General features: G+C 37.3%; 20 protein-coding genes and 1 pseudogene. 1 reads left to right on the top strand and 20 read right to left on the bottom strand.

Going from position 1 to position 21824, the window contains the following annotated elements; translation table 11 throughout:
- Positions 1-10: 10 nt before the first annotated feature.
- From prdD to menB, 20 genes and pseudogenes are all read right to left on the bottom strand, one after another.
- A complete protein-coding gene (prdD, locus tag EHR_RS10820; RefSeq protein ID WP_010737604.1) occupies positions 11-748 on the bottom strand; it encodes a proline reductase cluster protein PrdD in 738 nt (245 codons plus the stop codon).
- Positions 749-760: 12 nt separating this feature from the next.
- Positions 761-1006 carry a proline reductase gene (locus EHR_RS14795; protein ID WP_025480498.1) on the bottom strand — a complete coding sequence of 82 codons (246 nt, stop codon included), beginning with the start codon at positions 1004-1006 and terminating at the stop codon, positions 761-763.
- 27 nt (positions 1007-1033) lie between these two features.
- The gene (locus EHR_RS14790) at positions 1034-1483 is read right to left on the bottom strand and encodes a glycine/sarcosine/betaine reductase selenoprotein B family protein (protein WP_010737606.1); all 450 of its coding nucleotides are present in this window, start codon (positions 1481-1483) and stop codon (positions 1034-1036) included.
- The gene (locus EHR_RS10805; RefSeq protein ID WP_010719135.1) at positions 1484-1792 is read right to left on the bottom strand and encodes a CBO2463/CBO2479 domain-containing protein; all 309 of its coding nucleotides are present in this window, start codon (positions 1790-1792) and stop codon (positions 1484-1486) included.
- A 13-nt stretch (positions 1793-1805) separates the two neighbouring features.
- The gene (prdA, locus tag EHR_RS10800) at positions 1806-3701 is read right to left on the bottom strand and encodes a D-proline reductase (dithiol) proprotein PrdA (RefSeq protein ID WP_010737607.1); all 1896 of its coding nucleotides are present in this window, start codon (positions 3699-3701) and stop codon (positions 1806-1808) included.
- 26 nt (positions 3702-3727) lie between these two features.
- Positions 3728-5020: a proline reductase-associated electron transfer protein PrdC gene (gene prdC, locus EHR_RS10795; protein ID WP_274532143.1), complete on the bottom strand. Its 1293-nt coding sequence runs from the start codon at positions 5018-5020 to the stop codon at positions 3728-3730.
- 517 nt (positions 5021-5537) lie between these two features.
- Positions 5538-5708: a hypothetical protein gene (locus EHR_RS14300; protein ID WP_014834649.1), complete on the bottom strand. Its 171-nt coding sequence runs from the start codon at positions 5706-5708 to the stop codon at positions 5538-5540.
- A gap of 50 nt (positions 5709-5758) precedes the next feature.
- Entirely contained in the window at positions 5759-6925 is a 1167-nt protein-coding gene (locus tag EHR_RS10790) for a class I SAM-dependent methyltransferase (RefSeq protein WP_010719132.1), read from the bottom strand.
- Between the two features lie 149 nt (positions 6926-7074).
- Positions 7075-7889: pseudogene (locus tag EHR_RS14705) on the bottom strand (maltodextrose utilization protein MalA).
- A 12-nt stretch (positions 7890-7901) separates the two neighbouring features.
- Positions 7902-8753 carry a sugar ABC transporter permease gene (locus tag EHR_RS10780; RefSeq protein WP_010719130.1) on the bottom strand — a complete coding sequence of 284 codons (852 nt, stop codon included), beginning with the start codon at positions 8751-8753 and terminating at the stop codon, positions 7902-7904.
- A gap of 3 nt (positions 8754-8756) precedes the next feature.
- Entirely contained in the window at positions 8757-10055 is a 1299-nt protein-coding gene (locus EHR_RS10775; RefSeq protein WP_010737610.1) for a carbohydrate ABC transporter permease, read from the bottom strand.
- 394 nt (positions 10056-10449) lie between these two features.
- Positions 10450-11709 carry an extracellular solute-binding protein gene (locus EHR_RS10770; RefSeq protein WP_010737611.1) on the bottom strand — a complete coding sequence of 420 codons (1260 nt, stop codon included), beginning with the start codon at positions 11707-11709 and terminating at the stop codon, positions 10450-10452.
- Positions 11710-11807: 98 nt separating this feature from the next.
- A complete protein-coding gene (locus tag EHR_RS10765; RefSeq protein ID WP_010719127.1) occupies positions 11808-13577 on the bottom strand; it encodes a glycoside hydrolase family 13 protein in 1770 nt (589 codons plus the stop codon).
- A gap of 329 nt (positions 13578-13906) precedes the next feature.
- Positions 13907-15016, bottom strand: a complete 1110-nt coding sequence (gene menC / locus EHR_RS10760; protein WP_025480499.1) for an o-succinylbenzoate synthase — start codon at positions 15014-15016, stop codon at positions 13907-13909.
- A complete protein-coding gene (locus EHR_RS14550; protein ID WP_014834646.1) occupies positions 15016-15405 on the bottom strand; it encodes a hydrolase protein in 390 nt (129 codons plus the stop codon). Before EHR_RS14550 ends, menC begins: the two co-directional genes overlap by 1 nt.
- 11 nt (positions 15406-15416) lie before the next feature.
- Positions 15417-15842, bottom strand: coding sequence for an alpha/beta fold hydrolase (locus tag EHR_RS14545; RefSeq protein WP_014834645.1), 426 nt, complete (start codon positions 15840-15842; stop codon positions 15417-15419).
- Positions 15835-17583, bottom strand: a complete 1749-nt coding sequence (menD, locus tag EHR_RS10750; protein ID WP_010737614.1) for a 2-succinyl-5-enolpyruvyl-6-hydroxy-3-cyclohexene-1-carboxylic-acid synthase — start codon at positions 17581-17583, stop codon at positions 15835-15837. Before menD ends, EHR_RS14545 begins: the two co-directional genes overlap by 8 nt.
- Positions 17580-18941, bottom strand: coding sequence for an isochorismate synthase (locus tag EHR_RS10745; RefSeq protein WP_010737615.1), 1362 nt, complete (start codon positions 18939-18941; stop codon positions 17580-17582). The genes menD and EHR_RS10745 overlap by 4 nt, the downstream gene beginning before the upstream one ends.
- A complete protein-coding gene (gene menE / locus EHR_RS10740) occupies positions 18922-20448 on the bottom strand; it encodes an o-succinylbenzoate--CoA ligase (RefSeq protein ID WP_010737616.1) in 1527 nt (508 codons plus the stop codon). Before menE ends, EHR_RS10745 begins: the two co-directional genes overlap by 20 nt.
- Complete coding sequence (gene menB / locus EHR_RS10735; protein ID WP_010719121.1) at positions 20393-21208, bottom strand: 1,4-dihydroxy-2-naphthoyl-CoA synthase; 816 nt, start codon at positions 21206-21208, stop codon at positions 20393-20395. Before menB ends, menE begins: the two co-directional genes overlap by 56 nt.
- Positions 21209-21334: 126 nt before the next feature.
- Here menB and EHR_RS10730 point away from each other — a divergent pair, with 126 nt between their 5' ends.
- Positions 21335-21724 carry a PaaI family thioesterase gene (locus EHR_RS10730; protein WP_010737617.1) on the top strand — a complete coding sequence of 130 codons (390 nt, stop codon included), beginning with the start codon at positions 21335-21337 and terminating at the stop codon, positions 21722-21724.
- Positions 21725-21824 lie beyond the last annotated feature (100 nt).

Raw genomic sequence — 21824 nt, 5'->3', positions numbered from 1 at the left:
TTTCTAACAATTAGACCATTGAACGAATGGCACCATCACGATACTCATTGGCAGATAAAAAGATGGGCATATTATTCATATCGATAATCGAATGACCACCCTTAAACCCACTAGGTTCATCTGGAAATAATAACATATCGTACATCGCACCTTGGCCAGCTACCTGCTTGACCAACGTCACTTTTGGCTTTCCCGGATTTCTTTTTTCTTCATAGATATGTGTTTCCGTTGCTTCCTTACCATCTAGCAACTTTAATTGTTCTCGGATTTCCTGCAGATAATTGTCAACTATCCGAAACAATTTTAAACATAACTCACGATCGAAAGGTGTTCCTTTCTTGACAAGTAAGTCAATCAAAATAATGTAATCCTCTGCGTTAGGTGTGCCCGGTCGATTTAAAAATAAATGATCACGCAATACACCATCAGAAGAACCAAACTCATGGAGCTGTTCACCCTCATCGATTGTGCCGGTCATTATGACCGACACTCCCGTTAATGTATGGGTGATACCCGTCCCCAAAACGCCTAATACTTTAGCAGAAATTGGTAAAATATCCATGATAGTATTTGTTTTTAGGTCTAACTGATCTGGCTCTAACAATCGGATCGTCAAGGATTTGACATCCTCACACAGACAATCAAATTCAGTTTTTATCTGTAGTTGATTGTGATCAAGCTTAAATTGATTTCCTATGGAAACTTTTTCCATATGGAAAACTTTCATCTTTAATGTTTCTCCTTGCATGCTGATCCCTCTTTACACATGAGCGATATATTCATAAGGTAATGGCACAATTTTCCCTGGTGTTTCAATTGAAACTAGGCTTTCTAAAGTATCTTTTAAAATACCCGTTTGCATGTCAATATTATGTGGTTCTCCGGCATTAGCGCCCATCGGTACACGTGGTGCTACAGCTCTAGGTGAACCATTTTGCCGTACTACTGGTGGTAATGCGGCGATTAAAATAGTAGGAATCCCTGCTTCCTCAATTGCTCTCTGCACGATCACGGCAGTTCTGTGACAGGTCCCTCAACCAGCAGTTAAAACAACTGCGTCAACTTCTTCTACGAGTTTTTGTGCGATTTCTGGTCCCGTCTGTTCATTAAAGGCATCTTGGTCACCGCCGCCTCCCATAAAGCCATAATGTACAGGGGCAGCTTCTTTAATAAAGCCGTCTTTTACTAATTCATGTAATCGGTCAATCGGAAACATTGCATTGACATCCCGATTAACGTCTGCGTTGTCATATCCACCATGTGAGACCATTAAATCTTCACTTGGTACTCCATCTGGAATCTCACGATACGTTGTGTCTCCTGCCAAATTAAAGCGTGTATCACTTTTTAAGTGGACACCAGCTGCCGTTGCCAAAGCAATCCGCATTTCTTTCAGCTCTTTTTTAACGGGCGTAAAGACGGATTTGGGTGTGATTGGTACAAAAATTTCTGACTGTAATCCTTCGAATACTGTTAAACTCATCTACTCATTTTCCTCTCTCATTTTTATTTTCTTCTGTTGATTTTTTAAACGTCGACGTTCATGTTCTGTGATTGCTTCAACGTAATGAGTATTGGCTGCTTCTTCCAAAACCTCTGGATAACTCATCAAAAATCCAACTTCTTGTCCTATTTTTAAATCGTACTCTGAAATAATCATGCGCCGCGGAATTTTTAATTGACCTAGTCGTCCTTTGATATCAATAGTTACGCTCGCATCTCGAACTTCAACAAGTATCCCTTCAAACATTTGTTCAGTAGAGACATACTTTAATTTTTCGATTCTATCCATTTTGCACCTTATTTTATTCTTTTTCATAAATTTCTTGACGTTTTTTACTTTTCAGCAAAGATTGCTCATTTTCTTCCAGGTCTATTTTTCTTCCTGTTGTTTTTTCGATAATCTCAATGTTGTTTTGTTTGACATTCGGATTCCATTTACGTTCAGCTGGTTTAATTGTTCCTCCACCCATTAACGTTTTTAACATAGCTAAATCACGAATGGCGTCTTCTCTACACAAGGTATTATTTGATAAAATTTCATTTTCAATCCCTTGTTTTGATTTATTATTATCAACCATTGCGCCCATTTCAGAATTACCAACAACTAAGGCTCCTTGAACAGCACTATAAGAGTCGCCAACCACTTTGATTCCACGTTTTCCAATTTCTTCCATGTGAGAAGCGAAATCAATATGATTATTTCCGAAACCTTCAGTGGTTACAATGGCACCATCAATGTCCATGGCTTCGACAGTCATTCCTAAACGTTTTGAAACATAATATTTTTCAGTATTCGCTTGTGGAGAGCCGACGAACATAACACCGACTAAATCAATTTCTTCATCTGCCATTGCTTCTTTAACAAGCGGTTCCCGCCAATAATGGCGTGAAGTTTCTTTCGAAGCCGGTCCAATACAAGTTAACGCATGGATTCCTCCATCTAATACTTCTGTTGGTGCCAATAGGATTGGCAAATTGCCAAGGTCAACATTTGGTTTTGCGCCAAATGTTCCAACTGGCTCGATGGGCATAATCAAATTATCATGCATCGCACCTTGCCCCATTATTTCTTTGATGATCAAAACTTTCTTATTGCCAATTCGACGTTTCTGTATAATTTCTTCTGAATGTATCACCAATGATTCATCCGCTTTTTTGAGGGCTTCACGAATTTCTTGAGTGATGTAATCAGAAGCTTTGTGAGCGGCTAGCGGACCCGGACGTTCCATATTCGCGTGTTCTTTGATTGTCACTTGGGTTTTAATAAAGATTTCTCCTTTATCTGGTGCTCCAGGACGTCCCCACATAATGTTACGATCTAATTCTCCTTCAGAAGAACCAAATTCACCGATTTGAACTCCATTAGCATCCGTCCCTGTAACAACCATGACGACACCATCCAGTACTCGGGTAATTCCATGCCCAAGATCGCCTTCAACTTTTGCGGCAATTGGCTGAACGTCCATAATCGTTTCACTATATTCAGTGTATTTATCTGGTGTAATGATTTCTAAAGTCATATCTTCAACGAGCTGTTCCAGTTCAACTGCTTCAGCACAAATTTCTGTCATTTTTCGTAAAATTAAAGTTGTTCCTTCGATTTTTGTTTCTTCCCCAAAAATCACCTGATCAATTTTTAGATGATCATGTCGTACAGAACGAATCACTTTTTCTTTCACCTGATTTGAGTTTCCCAAAACCGGTGCTGGTATTATTGGCGTTACTTGCTCAGGAATTATTGATTCCGGTGCAGGATTTACCGTTTCGGTTAACTGAGCAGCCATCATTAAAGGAAGCTCTAAATCAATTCCTTTTCCTTCAGCAATATGAATTTTAATAGTCTGACCACTTGTTACAAAAGATGAAGCAGCTTGAGTTGGCGTCGCAATTGTTTCAGAAGTCTCAACTTCTTTTTTTTCATTTAAATGAACTTCTTTCATTCCTTCAGATACACCTTCCAGTAATTCTTTTGTCAATGGAATCAACGCATCCGTTGTTTCTTTTAATGTTGTACCAAGTACTTGTTCAATTGTTAACACATCTTCAGAAAATTCAAGTAACCCTGATTCTTCCAGATCAAGAAAAATTGCGGGGTCCTCTAGATTTTCTGGCGTAATCACTGTGCCTGCTTCCGCACGACAACAGAGTACAGCTAGATCTTTTGCATGTTCTTGGGCAGTTTCAGCCGTAATAGACATTCGTTAAATCCTCCTAAAATTTAAATTTATTTCGTTGTAGGTAATTTACGATATAGTCTGTGCCCATCTGCCCGAAGTACATGATCTGTATGATGATAAACCGGAACTCCTAACCTAGGAGCTACACCAATAACGGTGTTCGTTCAATCAGAACAAGTTCCAGTCATCACAACTTCAGCACCTGCTTTTTTCAAAGCAAAGACTGTTTGTGCTTGTCCTGGACATATACCTGGCAAGGTACATCTATATCTTCCATTCACTTTTACCATTCGCTTACAGCGTTGTGTAGCAACAACTTCAGCACCCATGTTTTCAGCTATTTCAGTCATTCTTTCTTCTGAACCGCCGCATTCACAAAGTAATAGTCCTATTTTTCGGTGTTCTTGAGGAAATGGCATAGCAACCAATACCCCTCCGCTGGTTTTCGTAATGGGGGTTTCTTCCGTGCCGCTATGACCAGTCATTGGTCCACCGATCACAATTTCTCCATGGGGCTCAATAAAACCTCCAACTTGATCAATTAATTGCTTGACAGGTGTTCCAATTGGGACATCTTTAAAGACTGTTTTCTTTTGTTTTACACGACCAGATACCGTAAGATCTTTATCAATAAATGGCTTTCGCTGTTCAATCGCTTCGACAATGCGTTTAATTGTTTCAACATTATCCACTACTGCTCCGATTTCGATTGGTAGTTGACCAGGGTCTAAAGTGATGTTCAACACTTCACGAATCACTACACGTTCATCGCCTGCAGGATAGATGTCAGGTAATTGGTAAACATCTATTGTCGGTTCATTGTTGGTAAACTTTAACAATTGTATGACTAACTCTCGATATTTTCCTTTAACGGCAATGATTCCTTTGGGTGCTTTCGTAATGCTCATGCAATACTTTATTCCACGAATCAATTGTTTGATTTGACTTTTCATTTGCTTTACATTGTGAAGTAATAAAGCTTCACATTCTGCACCATTTGCGATAAAGATGCCTTCTGGTATTTCACAAGATAATTTTATATCTGTCGGAAACCCAGCTCCACCAGCTCCGACAATTCCGGCTTCTTTGATTGCTTGAATATAAGAGGATGTTTCTGGAATAGGAAGATAACTTGAAAAATTTTGCTTTTCATCAATCTTTAGCACAATCTGATCGTTGGTTACTTCTGATACAACACCTGAAAAGCTAGAATGAATGTTTGCTCCTAATCCATCTGGTTTAGCAATTTTTTGTCCACGTTGCACATATTCGCCTATTTTTACCATACTCTTTGATGAAGCGCCTACATGTTGTTTTAATGGTATAAGAATTTTTTCCACTCTTTTCACCTCCCTTGTTTTACTTGAACTTGAGTAAACTAGCCACCCACAGCTCATGTTTATAATATCACAACATGGAGGTTTGATGAACGATTTATTTATAAACAATTGTTATTTATAGTTCTATAAATACTTTTATAACAACGAAAATATATGTATTGTTTTTTATTTAAATATAGATAAAAAATAACAACATGCACTTAATGATTATATACATAGAGTGAGAACTGATGGAAAATCTTTTTTCACTTTATTGAACGACACATATAGTCTATGCAATTTTGATTATCATAATTTTTTCATTTTCATTCATCAAAAAATACAGTTTAGCACGGTTGCTCTTTCAATATCTGTTCTATTCTATTGGCAAAATCAGCTCGATAATCATCTCCTTTTTAGCTAATAAAAAATCAAAAAAATAGGTTGGCCAGCATTAGACATTTTCACAATAAAAAAGGGACTGGGACAAAAGTTGTCTCAGTCTCTTCTAGTATCTCTAAAAACGAATAAACGGTGTTCAAACATCAGCTACTTGAAATAAGCCTGAATTTTTCAAAACATGAGAAGCTGTTTCAAAAAATTCTTTCTTATTGTCATCAGAGCTACCCGATGTTTTTACGACCTCTGATTCACGGCGTTCAAGAAGCAACTCCTCAATAATAAGGGAGGAGCTAAACGCTTCTTTCAAAGCCTCTTTTCATGCGAATCTTAATTAATATTTTTTATTAGGTTTTCCCCTTATGCACGATGCATTGGAAGATCATTATTACTTGGTTGAACAAGTAAGTATTGGATAACATCAATGTTACTTGATTCAAAAGATGCTGCACAAGCTTGAAGGTAAAGATCCCACATTCGATAAAAGGAATCGCCCATAGTTTCTGTTACCTTGTCTTGTACTTTATGGAAATTATTTGTCCAATGTTCTAAAGTAAGCTGATAGTCCCGACGCAAACTTTCTAAATCAATTAACTGTAAATCATTATCCGTAATATCTGTTACGATTTCTGCTAATCCTGGAATGTATCCACCCGGGAAAATATATTTGTTGATCCAAGCATTAACTGCCCCACCTTGCTGACGAGTAATACCGTGAATCAACGCTGTTCCTTTAGGAGCTAGTAATTTTTGGATGACACCAAAATACTCTTTTAAGTTGTCTGCTCCCACATGTTCAAACATCCCGACACTTGTAATATGATCAAACGTTTCATCTTTTAGATCACGATAATCCATTAATAAGACCCGACATTTATCTTCCAGATGTTCTTCTTTGATCCGATTAGTAATATGGTTATATTGTTCTTCACTCAAGGTAATACCAGTTGCTTTTACATTGTATTCTTTGATAGCTGTAAACATCAAGGTTCCCCAACCACAACCGATATCTAATAACGTATCATTATCCTTGATAAAAAGTTTATCTAAGATGTGGTGGACTTTATTGATTTGGGCTTGTTCCAATGTATCTTCAGGTGTCTCAAAATAAGCACAAGAATAGGTTAATGTTGGATCTAGCCACATTTCATAAAAATCATTTCCTAGATCATAATGTGCATGAATATCTGCTTGATTTTGTTTTTTTGTGTGTTTTTGCTTTTTAGGAAGCCATTTTAAATAGTCGCTCCCTCTTAAAAAGCTGTTTGCTTGTTGGTAAGCATCGTTGATCAACGCTTGAATACTTCCCTCAATCTCAATACGATGATCCATGTAAGCTTCACCTAGAGCTAGAGAGGCGTTATTTGTGATTTCTTTCATTGGTATTTCTTCATGGATCTTAATTTTGATTTGGGGAGGATTGTCAGTATCTCCATAGCGTTTTGTCGTACCATCCCAGTAAGTAACTTCGACTGGAAGGGAGAAAGAACGTGAAAATAATTGATTATATACTGTTTTTTCTAACATGATTTTCCTCCTTAGAATTGCTACTATTTAACGTTAATACTAAAAATTAAAAGAATCAACTCAGAAGGGTATTTTTCAGAAAAAAATCTTTGTTACCTATCAAATTTTCATTATTTTCACATTTATTTTCTCATAATTAGTTGATGATCTTAGGCCTTGACTTCATCTTTAAATCCAGTTTTAGCAAAAATCCATAGCAATAAAAGAACTGAAACAGTTGATTGAATACCTAACATCAAAACAAAATCAAAATAAAAGAATCCAACAATCGTGGCAATAATGGAGCCAACTCCAATCACATTCAACATTAAATTGGCACTTTCTTTGAATGTTTGGATGGAAGAAAAACGACTCTTTCTAGTTAGCCATAAAAAGAAAGAAGCACCAAATAAAATGAAGCTAGTCATTATAAATAAGATGATTCCTAAACTCATACTATAAGATAAAATAATCATTGGACGATTACTGGCGTAAAATTCCTGTTCTAAAAATGCTTGAAACTCTTGTGGCGTTCGGACTGATTCGGGATTGAAAGACGCTTGGTAATTCATTTGATAGGTTCTTATACGCCCCTGTTCTTTTTGCTGGATTGTCCAATGATTTTTTGCGAAATCAATAAAGGCGTTTTTTTCGTTTTTTGTTCTTTCGTCAATCCTGACCCAATCAGTATTTCGTTATTCTGATAAATCGTTATTGGTGAGTGATTTATTTGCCCATTCTCCATGGGTAATTCTAAAAATTTATTTACTCCATCTTGATCAATTAGTTGGTGAACTGTCAAAAATTGCTCCATAGGGATTGCTTTTACCTGATTGGTATAATACATGGTAATCGGCATAACCATCAACGCGACCAAGAAAAGAAAGATCAGACTCAATTTAGGCCATGACAACTGTCTTCTACCAGCAAAAAGACGTCTAGGACTATTTAAATGAGAAAAGTAATTCAAAGGAAATGTTTGCATCAACACCTGCTCCTAACCTTTTGTGCCACCAGAAGTCAAACCAGTGACAAAGTTTTTTTGTAAAAAGAAGAACAATAAACAAATCGGTAATGCAATGAGGATCGCTCCTGCGGCAAATAATGAAACCCGTTGATTTGTCACATCAGAAATGAATGTTTGCAAACCAACTGCCACTGTTTGATTTTCTGGTGTGCGTAGTAAAAATTTAGCGAGCATGAAGTCTCCGAACGGTCCCATAAAGGCCCATAATGCTTGAACGGCAATCATTGGTTTAACTAACGGTAAAACGATTTGTAGAAAAATCCGGAAATGACCAGCTCCATCTAATTTAGCAGATTCATCTAAATCAAGTGGAACAGTATCAAAATAACCTTTCATTAGCCAAGTATTCATCGGAATTCCCCCACCAATATAGATCATTGTTAAGAACCAGTATCGATCTAAGGCGTTAAGTAGAAAAGCCATGACGTAAAAAGCGGTCAATGCAGCCATCGTTGGAACCATTTGAATCACCAGGAAAAACATCAAGCTTGATTTGCGTCCAATGAAACGGTAACGACTATAAGTGTAACCAGCCAAAGTTACAACAGTCACTTGGATAACCATTGTTAAAATGGAAATAATCAAGGTATTTTTATACCAAGTACCATATAACGTTTCTGAGAATAGCCGTCTAAAATTTTCTAGTGTCCAGTCACTGGATAAATCCAGACTAAAAGCAGCGATATTACCTGATTTAAATGCTGTACTGGCTGTAATCAACAATGGATAGATAATGATGATCGACAAAAGAATCAAAAAAACATAGGTCAAGAATTGTGACAATCTTCGTTGGAATTTAGCACTTGAATTAAATTGTTTCATCGCTTAGTCCTCCATATTAAATGCATTAGTCTTTTTAAACACAAGTAAAGAAACACAAATGACAATTGCAGAAATAATTAGTGTAATGGCTGAAGCCATGGAGTATTGTGGCGAGGTTCCCGTCGTTAGTTTATAGATCCAAGAAATCAAGATGTCTGTTGAACCTGCGCCCCCTCCTACACTTCCAGGACCACCGTTGTTAAATAAATAAATCATCGAGAAATTGTTGAAATTACCAGTATACTGAGTAATAAACGTTGGCGCTGCTACTAGAAAAATAGCCGGTAACGTGATATTAGAGAAACGTTTCCAAGCATTTGCACCATCGATTTTTGCTGCTTCATATAAATCTTCAGAAATGGATTGTAAAATACCTGTTACCATGACATAGATATAAGGGAATCCTAACCACCCTTGAACCATAATGATCGCAACTTTCGTCCAAAATGGATCTGTTTTCCATGAAATCGCGCTAATGTCTACGAATGGCAGATGATTGATAAAAGGAATCACTTGGGTGTTGATCGCCCCCACACTATCATTGAAGATATTAGAGAAACTCATAATTGTTATAAATGCTGGTACCGCCCATGGTAAAAGGAAAATAATACCAAAAAAACGTCTAAATTTAATAAATTTTTGGTGAGCAATAACGGCTGTAAAAATACCTAATGTGATTTGAAGTGTCGTTGCACATAGTGTCCAAATAACAGTCCAAGAAAACACAGAGAAAAAGGTATTACGGTAAGAACTTAAGAAGAAGATACTAAAAAAGTTTTTTACTCCGATCCAATCAATCAAACTAGCAGGTGGGATATGTTTGAAATCATAGTTGGTAAATGCTGTAAATAATGTGACTAGAACTGGAAAAATAATCGTAAAAATCATCAAAAGATAGGCTGGAAGTGTAAGCAAATAAGGAAAACCCTCATCACCAATATTATGTATAACTTCCTTCATCGTTCGGTTGATTTTCTTACCTTCTTTGCGTAAAACTGCGACACGTTTGGCATCTAACAGATTCAGTCCATAGAAAATAAAAAAAATAACCGTAATGATTAGTTGCAGCGTTCCTTGAATCAAAATAAATAAGGAGTGATCCACCATCGGAACTGTTCCCAGTGTGACTAAGCCAATCAAAGAGTGGAAGCCACCAACTATCAGTTGTAGAATAAATGCTACGAAAATACCTAGAAATACGATTCCTTTGAACGCTTGACCATTAGCAAATTGCCCTAAGCCAGGTATGAGAGACATAAGTGTAATTTTTCTTACATTGATATTATTTTGTTCGTCTTGCATAACGATACCCCCAGTACTACTATTTTATTCTTTGCGCAAGGAAATGAATCAGTCGGCTATCCACAATAGCCATCTATAAGTAACTATTCATAGCAGTTATACATAGTAACTATAAATAGTAGCTATCCATGACAGTCATCAATAATTGCTATCAAAAACCATTTTCCATTCATTTGTAGTCCTCACTCAGTTGCTATAAAAAAACTCTGCTCGTGGATGTTATTCACACGAATCAATGTGAAACAGTTAAAGAAAATACACCGTTCAACTGTTTCACCTATTGATCCATGACTTGTTTTATGATTTGGTTGACCAAATGAGATTTAGTGGTCTACTATCACCACATCTAGTAAAAATATCCATTTGATCGTGAATAGAGATCACTTTGTTACTTTTAATACTTTTGCTCAATCGCTTCTTTTATGGTTTTCACTGCTTGGTTAGCAGATTCTTTTGGCGATTTAGAACCTGAAGCTGCATCAAACATTAAGTTTTCAGCACCAGTCCAAACTTCAGCCATTTCTGGAATATTTGGCATTGCTTGCGCAGTTTCATACTGATCAATCACCGCAGTTGTCAATTCATCATTTTTTGATTTAGCTGTTTCACGTGCTGCTTGATTGGCTGGAATCTCATTGACCATTTCAAAGAATTTTTCTTGATTTTTTGTGTTTGTCACATAGTCTAACCATTTTTGTGATAATTCTTTGTTTTTAGAATAGTTACTTGCTACCCAACCTTTTCCTCCACCAAACGGTTGATAAGATTCGCCGTTGTTCAATGTTGGAATTTTTGCTACCCCATAATTGATTTTGTTGTCTTTATAAGTTTGTGCTTGCCAAGGGCCATCAATGATTGCGGCTGCTTTGTTAGACATGAATTGTTGGCTAACGAAATCGCCTGCACTCTTGATATCTTGCATCCCTTTTGGCCAAACATTTTGGAACCAGTTTGTAGCATAAGTGATTCCTTCGATTGATCCTGCATTATTTAGACCAATATCTGATGGATTAGTTCCGTTGTCACCAAAAACATACCCGCCATAGCCTGCTAGTAAACCATAAGAATAATAGAAATCAGTCCATTTTGCTAAGAATCCAGTATTTTTTCCTGCTTCTGATTCAAAGGCAAAGCGTTTGTCTTTGGCTAGATTTTCTAATTCTTTGAAAGTGGTTGGTGCTGCATCTACTAGATCCTTGTTGTAGTACAAGACTAATGTTTCGATCACTGCTGGTTCGCCGTAAATTTTTCCGTCATAGGTCACTTGTGCTTTATCTGTTTCATCATAGTCGGCTTCATTTCCTAATTTGACTTCCGCTAAATGGCCTTGTTGTCCTAACGCACCAATTCGATCATAGGCTGCCATCATCACATCTGGTCCTTTACCGGCAGGTCCATCTAAAGAAAGCGCTTCTAATTGATCGAACATATCTTTTTCAACTAGCTTGATTTTGACATCATTCTCTTTTTCAAAATCACCCTTGATCTCATTGATGTAATCTTTATAACCAGAATCTACCGATACAGTTAATGTTTTTTCATCATTTCCACCGCTAGCTGTATCAGCTTTTCCATTACCACAAGCTGCTAATCCACCTAAAATACCAAGTGACAATAAACCCAACCCTAATTTTTTAACATAGTTTTTCTTCACTTTTTGTTCCTCCACTTCCATAAATGTTGTTTGTATAAAGAGTATACTGTTATAAAACGACAACTTGCAAACGCTTTCTGCATGTTACCGGTAACAAGTTATTCACACATCAAAATGAATCCGAATTGTTGAATTTCAGCTTTCCCATCATTTAATAATTCACTATTTTGGCTTAAGATAATTTCATTTTTCTGATCAACCAAATAACTTGTGGAAGATTGATTAAAAATAGCATGGATCTTTTGGCCGTTCAATTCACGAGAAAAATGAATCACGTCTTGACTATCATCAATTAGCTCCCAGCAAATCGTACCTGTGATTAAAATTTCAGATAATCGTTTCCGAAGATAAATCAATTCTTTAATAAAACCGTATAATTCCGTATCTTGTTGCTCTTTCTCCCAGATCATACATTTACGACAATCAGGATCATCTTCTCCAGTCAATCCGATTTCCGTTCCGTAATAAATACAAGGTGCGCCTTTTTGTAAAAACATGAAAGTAAGTACAGCTTTCATCAACTCTTTATTTCCATTACACAAGGTTAGGATTCTCGCAGTATCGTGGGAATCTAATAAATTAAATGTTCCTTCGTTTACTTGATCTTGGTACAGCATCTGCTGATGGTTCATGCCACTTGCCATTTGTGAAGCAGTGATTTTTCGTTTAACAAAATAGTCTTTGATTGAGTCTGTAAATGCATAGTTCATTACAGCATGGAACTCATCTCCTTGTAACCAAGCTTGGGATGAATGCCAGATTTCGCCTAAAATATAAATATCTGGTTTGATTGCAGTGACTTTTTCATGGAACAATTTCCAGAAATGATGATCGACTTCATTAGCGACATCTAAACGCCACCCATCAATATCAAATTCTTTCACCCAATAAGCAGCAATATCTAGTAAATACGATTGAACCTCAGGATTTGCTGTGTTGAGTTTAGGCATGAAAGGGGTAAAAGCAAACGTATCATAAGATAAATTTGCTGCTGTTTCGGGTAAATTCGTCATTTGATAGGCATCCACAGGAAAAGAATGAATATGGAACCAATCTTTATAAATTGATTTTTCGCCATTTTTGATCACATCTTGCCATTGGGGCGAGTCACTACCAATATGATTGAAAACAGCATCTAACATAATGCGGATACCCTTTTTATGCGCTTTTTCGATTAATTCTTTTAACAGACGTTCGTCACCAAAGGCTGGATCAACCTTCAAATAGTCGATCGTATCGTATTTATGATTAGACATAGCTTGGAAAATCGGGCAAAAATAAATACCATTGATTCCCAAATCGACTAAGTAATCGAGGTGATCAATCACACCCTGTAAATCACCACCAAAGAAATCATCTCGGTCAGGTGCTTTACTTCCCCATGGTAGCGTATGAGCTGGATCGTTAGTTGAGTCGCCATTCGCAAATCGTTCAGGAAATATTTGGTACCAAATCGTTTCTTTTGCCCATTGCGGCACTTTGAAACGATCAATTTCATGAAAATAGGGTATCCGGAAATAGTAATTTGCTTCTGCTAAGTTTGCTGGTTCATACGCAAAAATCCCTTGATCCCCGTAAAAACATTCTGTGCCATCAATCCCTACGATATGAAACCCATATTGTAACCTTCTAGTCGAGCTTGTTTGTTCCACTTCCCAGTAATCATGAACTAAAGTACTCAGACTTTTTTTCATTGGTATTTCTTCCAGATACCATTTTTGTGAATCAATCGTATAAGGATCGCCACTAATAAGATAAACTTTTTTTACATCGTCTTTACAGGTACGTAAACGAATTCTGAAAGTATCAGCTGTATATAAAAAAGCATATTCACTTTCCGGTCGATGATAAATTGCTGCGGTGTTCATGTATTTCCTCCTTCATATTTAAGATTACGTGTTCACTATAAAAGAGTGAACAACAAAAGACAACGCTTTCATTTATGTTATCGGTAACAGAATTCTGTTTCCCATGATTATCTCATCAAAAGGAGAAGTTAGGTCAATGGCGACATTAGCTGAATTATCGGTATTGTAGAAAGTGTAATTTTATACTCGCTACTTGCTGATTCATATAAAAAAAGTTCAACAAAAAGAAAGAATCCAAAAGAGAAAGAGCTGCTTTTGGATTCTTTCTGATTACTTGGTGTATCTCTACAACGACCACAGTGATCATATTATTTGTCAAACGTTTATTATTAAGAAAAAAGGAGTTCCTTTTTGTAGCAATAACGTTCGATTTTTTCTTGATCAAGGACTGCCCCATTGCCTTTTCCTAAGGGAACTGCAAGTTTCCCATCAGTGAGGCAAGCTTTATTTTTGATGATATCATCGTAGTAATAGCGATCTGATGCCGATATATCGCCAGGGAAAGTAAAGTCATTTTGGCTGGCAAATTGTATATTTAAGCAACGTCCTACTCCTGATTCAAACATTCCACCTAGCCACACCGTCAAGTTATGTTCACGACAAAATGTTACGATGGATAATGCCTCAGCGATCCCACCCACTCTGGGGATTTTTAGATTAATCCCACGACAACTTCCCAAGGTATGAGCGGTTTTAACATCATTTAGTGTACGAATATTCTCATCTAAACAAATTGGTGTTTTTAATTGTTTCTGTAAATACGCATGCTCGATAAAATCCCGTTGATTAAAAGGCTGTTCAATCATCGCTAGGTTTAATCGATCCAATTTTAACAATACCGGTAGATCCTTTAATGTATAAGCAGAATTGGCATCTGCCATCAAAAGCAAGTGAGGAAATTCCTTTCGTAATAAGGTTAATGGTTCGATATCGTAATCTGGTTTGATTTTTAACTTCAACCGCGTATAGCCTTGAGAAACATACATTCGAGCTTGTTTTAACAATTTTGCAGAATCTGTGTGGATACCTAAACTAATCCCAACTGCTAATTCTGTTTTCGTACTTTTGAAAATTTCTCGGAAACTGACATTCTTTCGTCTGGCATATAAATCCCAAATAGCTGTTTCCAAGGCTGCTTTTGCCATAAAATTCCCTTGCACTTTCGTCAATCGTCGCTGAACTTCGAAAGGCTCTTTGATTGGAGACATAGTAAGTAAAGGAATCAATTCATTTTTGATGATCAAGCGACTCATGTCGATCGTTTCTTCAATATAGTCCGCTTGTTGGAAAGAAACCAACTCTCCTACTCCTTGATTGCCTAATTCATCCTCGATTATCAATAAATCAAACGCTTTTTCAGTTAGAATTCCATAACTCGTTTCAAAAGGGGAAGTCAAAGGTAATTTAAGTTGTAATTGCTCGATTTTTCTAATTTGTATCACTTTTTTTCTTTCTCCATTATCCATTGATTTACTAGGGAAACAAATTTCGTTGGCTGTTCTAGATGAATACAGTGTCCACTTTTGGGAACCAACGCCATGGAAAACAGACTATTTTCTTCAACCAATTTTTTTCCGATTTTTTGAAACTTAGTATCATATTCTCCTGCTATATAAAGGATCGGTCTTTGGATATTTCTAAGCGATGGCCAGTAATTCGTCTGTTGCCCAGTTCCCATGTACATCAAACTAAGCGCCAAACCAATTGATTGTTGCATAAGTCTTCCTTGGCGAATCTTTCTTCTTGTCGAATCAGGTAGTTCTTTTTGACTTTCAAATAATGGAATCGATTCCCAATAATCCACAAAACCAGACAATGGTTCAGTCATGATCTTTTGCGCTAATAAAAGATCTTTTTTTGACGTATGAGTCTTTCGCTAAGCGAACTGATGCCTGGTGTACCACTTTCCATAATGATGCCTAAAATTCCTTTTGGTTGTTCAATCAGCCAAGTTAACGCGGTACGGGCCCCCATGGAATACCCCAACAAATAAAAAGCATCGATCTTTAATTGCAAAACCAATTGTGCTAAATCTTGAACAAGTAATGGAAGCTTATAGCGATAAGGATGAACATAAACATCCGTCTTACCATGCCCGATCAAATCGATTGCTAAAACATTTAAATCTTGAAAAGGCAAAGAAAAGCTCATGGAAGTTCCGGTAAATCCGTGTAAACAAATGATAGTAGGTCTCATTGGAGATGTTCGCTGTAACCAACGATAAGCATAATTAACACCATTGATTTTTATTTTTCCCTCACTCATTTCGATTACCGTATCCCTCAATCATGTGTTGCCAAAGCTCTGCTGGTGCTTTTTGTTCGCCAACGACTTCAATCAACGTCCAAGTTGAATTTTCTTTCTCTTCTCTATTGTCTTTACTGTCTATTCTTTCTCGACTTTCACAAACTATTTGTTCAAATTCAGTCAGCGATTTGGGCTTTTTATAAGCGCCGCAGTAGAGATCTGCCACTTTCTCCAAGTCTAGATGTAAGGGTGTTGAAAACAAAGGATCAAAAAAGGAGTTATCTAATTCCCTTTGAGGAAGGAAAGAAAAGATACCTCCCCCGTTATTATTCAAAACGATCACAGTCACCGGCAGCTCAAGTTCTTTGATTATTTGTAACCCATTCATATCATGAAACAAAGCTAAGTCACCAATCAACAAAAACATCTGCTGTTTCTTAGCCGCACAAATACCTGCAGCTGTTGAAACAATCCCGTCAATACCATTTACTCCCCGATTCCCATAGACTGAAAATCGTTGTTTTGAAAAACCAGCGTAGCGATCAATAAAACGAATAGCATTACTATTGGACAAGAAGAGTGTTTCGTCAAACTTTAACAATTGAAAAAGACGCTTACTAGCATTGCTTTCGTTATAGGCATCTAAGGGTAAGGTTGTTTCTATCGTTTGTCTGGCAAGCTTTGCTCTTTCTTGCCAATAGGATAACCAGTTTCTATCTGCATGAGTATGAAATTCTTCATCGCTCATGTTCTTAACCATGCTACAAAACGTCAGTGGATCAATTGGTAAAACATAATTACTTTGATGTAACCAGTCTTTCCAAGATTCGCTTTCATCAATGATGACATAAGTCAGGTCTTTTGACTGATTTAAATAAAGCATGAGGTTTTTGGCCAATGGCAAGTTACCAAACTGCCAAACGATTTCGGGTGTTTCTAAGCGTTGATCGGCAAAGATCAAATCAACATGAGAAATATAATTGTCGCTTTCTTTCCCGCAATTTCCTAAATTTGTAAGTGGATCACCAAGAATAGGCCATCCTACGATTTCAGCTAGTTCAATCATTTTCGTTGCCTGTTGTGTGGTCAATTCTCTTCCAACAATAATCAACCCTTTTTTGGTCAACCAAGAATCAAGTTCTGGTAACGAAAAGGAAGTTACTTTATTGATCGTTTCCCCTTTTCTTGAATAATGACGTGTAAATGATTGGGACAAATCTGGTAATAAAGGTTCTCGAAAAGGTAGATTCACATGTACAGGTCCTTTAGGAATTTTTATTGCAGCAGCCGCACTCTCCCAACCCTGAAAAAACGCATATCTTTCAAAAGATTCTCCTTCTTCAGGCAAAGCCATTCCGATATACTTTTTGACATGGCTTCCATACAAATGTTGCTGATCTATCGTTTGTGGTGCTCCTACGCCTTGCGCCTCTGGTGGACGGTCAGCGGTCAACACAACGAGTGGAACATTTGACGCCTCAGCTTCACAAATGGCTGGATAATAATTTGCTGCAGCAGTTCCTGATGTGCAAATCAGACCAACAGGTTCCTTTTGTGCTTTTGCTAAACCAAGCGCAAAAAAAGCAGCCGAACGCTCGTCCACATTGATATAGCAATTGATTTCCGGGTCACGATAAGCCAATAAGGCCAGTGGTGTCGAGCGTGATCCTGGGCTAATGACCATTTCTTTTAATCCACTTTCTTTCAATCCATGGATAAATGCTAATAAATAAGCAGTCAGCTCTTTTGTGTTCGTCATTCTTTTACACCTCGAATCATCGGTTGAAATTTTAGAGCAGTTTCTAAGTATTCCGCTTCAGGCGTTGAATCTGGCACAATTCCACAGCCAGCATACAACTGGACCTCAGTATCACTCACTACTCCAGAACGAATACCAACTGCAAATTCACCAACATCCTCAGTTAAACTACACCAGCCAATTGGACCACCGTATAACCCTCGCCCAATAGGTTCTTTTTCCGCTATCCAATCAATGGCTGCCTGTTTAGGAACACCGCCTAAAGCTGGTGAAGGATGTAGTTGTCGTATGACTTCTAAAAATGAGAAACCATCCTGACGGCTCCCTTTCAACGTCAAACAAAGATGTTGAATGTCTCGGTTTTTTAAAAGACTTTTTTCTGATACTGTTAGTTTCCCCTTAATAAATGAGTGCATCTGTTCTGTTAAACGTTCGACGACTAATTGGTGTTCTCCAATATTTTTAGAGTCTTTTAAAAGTTTTTCTCCCGATGTAACGTCTTCTCTTTCGTTTGAACTTCTAGCGATAGAGCCAGCAATGCTAGCGGTCAAGAAATGGGTATCAGTCGCCTGAAGCAAACGTTCAGGTGTTGCGCCAATAAACGCTTGACCTTTTGCTTCTAAAACAAAGAGATAGGTGTTTGGTTGTTGACTAATCAGATGAAGTAAGATTTTTTCAACAGAAAATTCTTTGCCAACTAATTGCATCTGTCTTGCTAAAACCACTTTTTTAAGTGCTGATTTTTTATTTGCTGTGACTTCGATCGTCTCTTCAACAGCTTTTAAGAAATGAGGAACAGCTACTTCAGTTTCTTTTAATATTTGACTTGGCGAAAAATCTGGGACACATCGCTCTTTCATTTCATTAATGAGTCTCATTTTTTCTTTAATAAACTCATCGAGTTCTTTTAAAGTTTTAAAATGATTACTTGCGGTTATTACAACGGTTAGTTGCTGATGATTTTGCTTGATTAATAGTTCGGGTAGAATAAAACAGCCCTCTGCCAATTCTCCCCAAATAGGCGCTTGATTTTTGTTTTCAGCATCAAAAGGTAATCCTCCAAAAAGAATCGGAGTCTCTTTTTCAGGAACCAGAAACGAAAGTTTTTTAAAAAACTCTTGTTTAGCATTTATCAGGTCTTCGGTGGACCAGTTTCCACGCTTCTTTAAAAGATTACGCCCAAACCCCAAGAAACCGACATTTTTGTCTGGCGTTTGCCAAAAGAAACGTGTGCCTTTAAAGTCACTCGCTTTTGCAAAGAGATTTGCTAACGGTTCATAAGGAATCTTAAAGCTATAACATACATAGTCAGCTTCAGGTACTTCCTGTAGATTTAGATTAAATAAGTTGGTAGTCAATATAGTTCACTCTTTCTTCTGTTAAAAAAAGTCGTTTTAATGGTTTTCCTGAGGCTGTTTTTGGTAGATCATGGATGACAAAAATTTCGTCAGGATGTTTGTAGGAAGCAAGTTGCTCCATGAGATTGCAAATTTCATTAACGCTGACCTTATCTATTAATTTCAAATAAGCTACTGGGCGTTGCCCCCAGTTAGGATCGGCTCTACCAATAACAATAGCCTCTGCAATTTTCTGACTTTTTAAAAAAATTGCTTCAATCTCAGCAGGGTAAATATTTTCTCCGCCAGAGATGATTCGCTCACTCATTCGACTAAGAATTTTTAGTTCACCAGTATCTGTTAAATAGCCCCAATCACCAGTACAAAACCAGCCCTCTTTCGTCCACGAATGTCGATCTCGTCCGTTGAGATATCCTTTAACGATCGACGGACCTTTCAAAAGAATTTCTCCAGATTCATTCGCTTGATCTGTCCCATCGATTTTAATTTGCACACCCATTAGCGGACGACCAACCGTGTCTTTAAACTTTGAATGCAAATTGATTTTACCTGCGACAACTTGGGAACATGTTTCTGTCATGCCATAAGACAACATAACGGGTAGCTTCAACTGGCAACAGTCTTCAAGTAAGGTAGATTCAATCGGACCGCCACCTAATAAAACTTGCTTCAAAGAAGAAGGATAACCGTCTTCTGGTACAAACGGCAACAGATCTTTTAACATTTTCGTGACTAACGACAAATAAGCGGTTTTTTCGCTTAAAATCAGTTGGTTGACTTCTGATGGGTGAAATTTCTCACATAAATGAACGCTAATTCCTAAAACAAGGGAACGTAAAAGAATCGATAAACCACTGATATGGTACAACGGGACGCAACAAAGCCAATTCTCGCCAGACTCGATAGCCATACTTTTTTGTGTAGCTAGGCTACTTGCTTGATGGTTTGAAAAAGTTTGAGGTACTCCTTTTGGCTTTCCAGTAGTCCCAGATGTATACATGATCGAGGCTATTTGCTCCAATTGATAGCCGAAATCAATTGGTGGTTCATTAATTCTCCCGATTAGTTCCTTTTTTTCCGGGAAAGAAATGATGGTTACATTTTCAAAGGAAAAATGTTCAGGATGTTCAGTGATCAATAGTCGTGTATTGGCATCTTTTAACTGATAAGCTAGTTCTTCACTGGTTAACCTTGTATTTAGAAATTGGATCTCCATTCCTAGTTCCCATAGAGCTAAGATCGACTGATACATCATTGTCTGATTGTCGCTCAAAATGGCTACTCTTTTAATAGTTTTTTGTTGATTGCTTATAAAACGTTTGAAATAATAAGCAAGTTGCTGTACATAGTGATTCAATTCACTAAACGTTAGACAAACATCTTTCGTATAAAAGGCTGGCTGATCTGGCTGTTCTAATGCTTGTCGTTGCAACCAACTATTTGGTTTTTGTTTAGGGAAATTTAGGAAATTGGTCAAAGTCAGGCTCTCTCTTTTCTTTGAATGCATCTCGTCCTTCTTGAGCTTCAGCCATCGTGTAGTAAAGTAAAGTGGCATCCCCTGCTAATTGTTGGATCCCCGCTAGTCCGTCTGTATCTGCGTTCATTGCAGCCTTGATCATTCTTAATGCTAAAGGACTTTTCTTCAACATTTCTTCTGCCCACTCTATCGTTACGTCTTCAATTTCGGCTAAAGGTACCACTGTGTTGATCCAATTCATTGCTAAAGCTTCTGTTGCGGAATACTGTTTCGTCATAAACCAGACTTCTTTTGCTTTTTTATGACCGATCACTCGAGCTAGATAGCCTGATCCATAACCGCCGTCAAAACTTCCTACATTCGGACCTGTTTGTCCAAATTTCGCATTTTCAGCGGCAATTGTGATGTCACAAACAAGTTGTAAGACATTGCCTCCACCGATCGACCAACCTTTGACCATAGCAATCACAGGCTTTGGAATGACCCGAATCAAGCGTTGGAGATCTAGCACATTCAAGCGAGGGATTTGATCATCACCTACATACCCGCCATTTCCTCGAACTTTTTGATCTCCACCAGAACAAAATGCTTGATCTCCTGCCCCGGTTAAAATAATCACACCAATATCTTGCCGCTCTCGACAAATAGTAAAAGCTTCAATCATTTCAAACACTGTCTTTGGAGTGAATGCATTGTGTACTTGAGGTCGATTAATTGTTATTTTTGCTATTTTACCATGTTTTTCAAAAAGTATTTCTTCATAGTCTTTAATTGTTTGCCATTCTCTCATTTTATTCCTCCTCTAAGTTGAACATTCTTATTATACACAAAAGCCAAAGAAAACGTTTGTAATTTTATATTTTTTAAGAATTTCTGTTATACTATTCAAAAAACAAAAAAGGAATGAAACCTAAAAATGAATTTAATCGAATATTTACAGATTGAGACAATGTCTATCTCAAAAGAACAGGTTGAATTGTTACTACCGATTTCTGACATCCATCTCCAACCTTTTGGCTTCCTTCATGGTGGAATCAACGGTATCTTGATTGAAACCGCTTGTAGTATTGGTGCTAACCAACATTTAAGCTCGCCACAATATGCGGTAAGTGTAGATTTACACGTCAACCACCTTAACAGCGCTCAAAATGGACAATTACGAGTGATCGCACGTCCAACTAAAATTGGACGTTCTATCCAATTTTGGGCAGCTGAAATTTATTTAGAAAAAGAAAACGAACCAACTCCTGCTCATCTTATTGCCAATGGTTCTTGCACACTAACTGTTCGTAACGAATCGACATGACGTTGCATTTATGTCCAACCTTTCATTCATTAAATTTCCATCTTTATTTGCTCTTTATCGAAATAAGTAAAAGTAAAAGACATCTTTCATTTTTATTTCA

Origin of the sequence: Enterococcus hirae ATCC 9790 (assembly GCF_000271405.2) — a bacterium.
GTDB lineage: Bacteria > Bacillota > Bacilli > Lactobacillales > Enterococcaceae > Enterococcus_B > Enterococcus_B hirae.
This window is presented reverse-complemented; position numbering and strand designations above follow the sequence as displayed.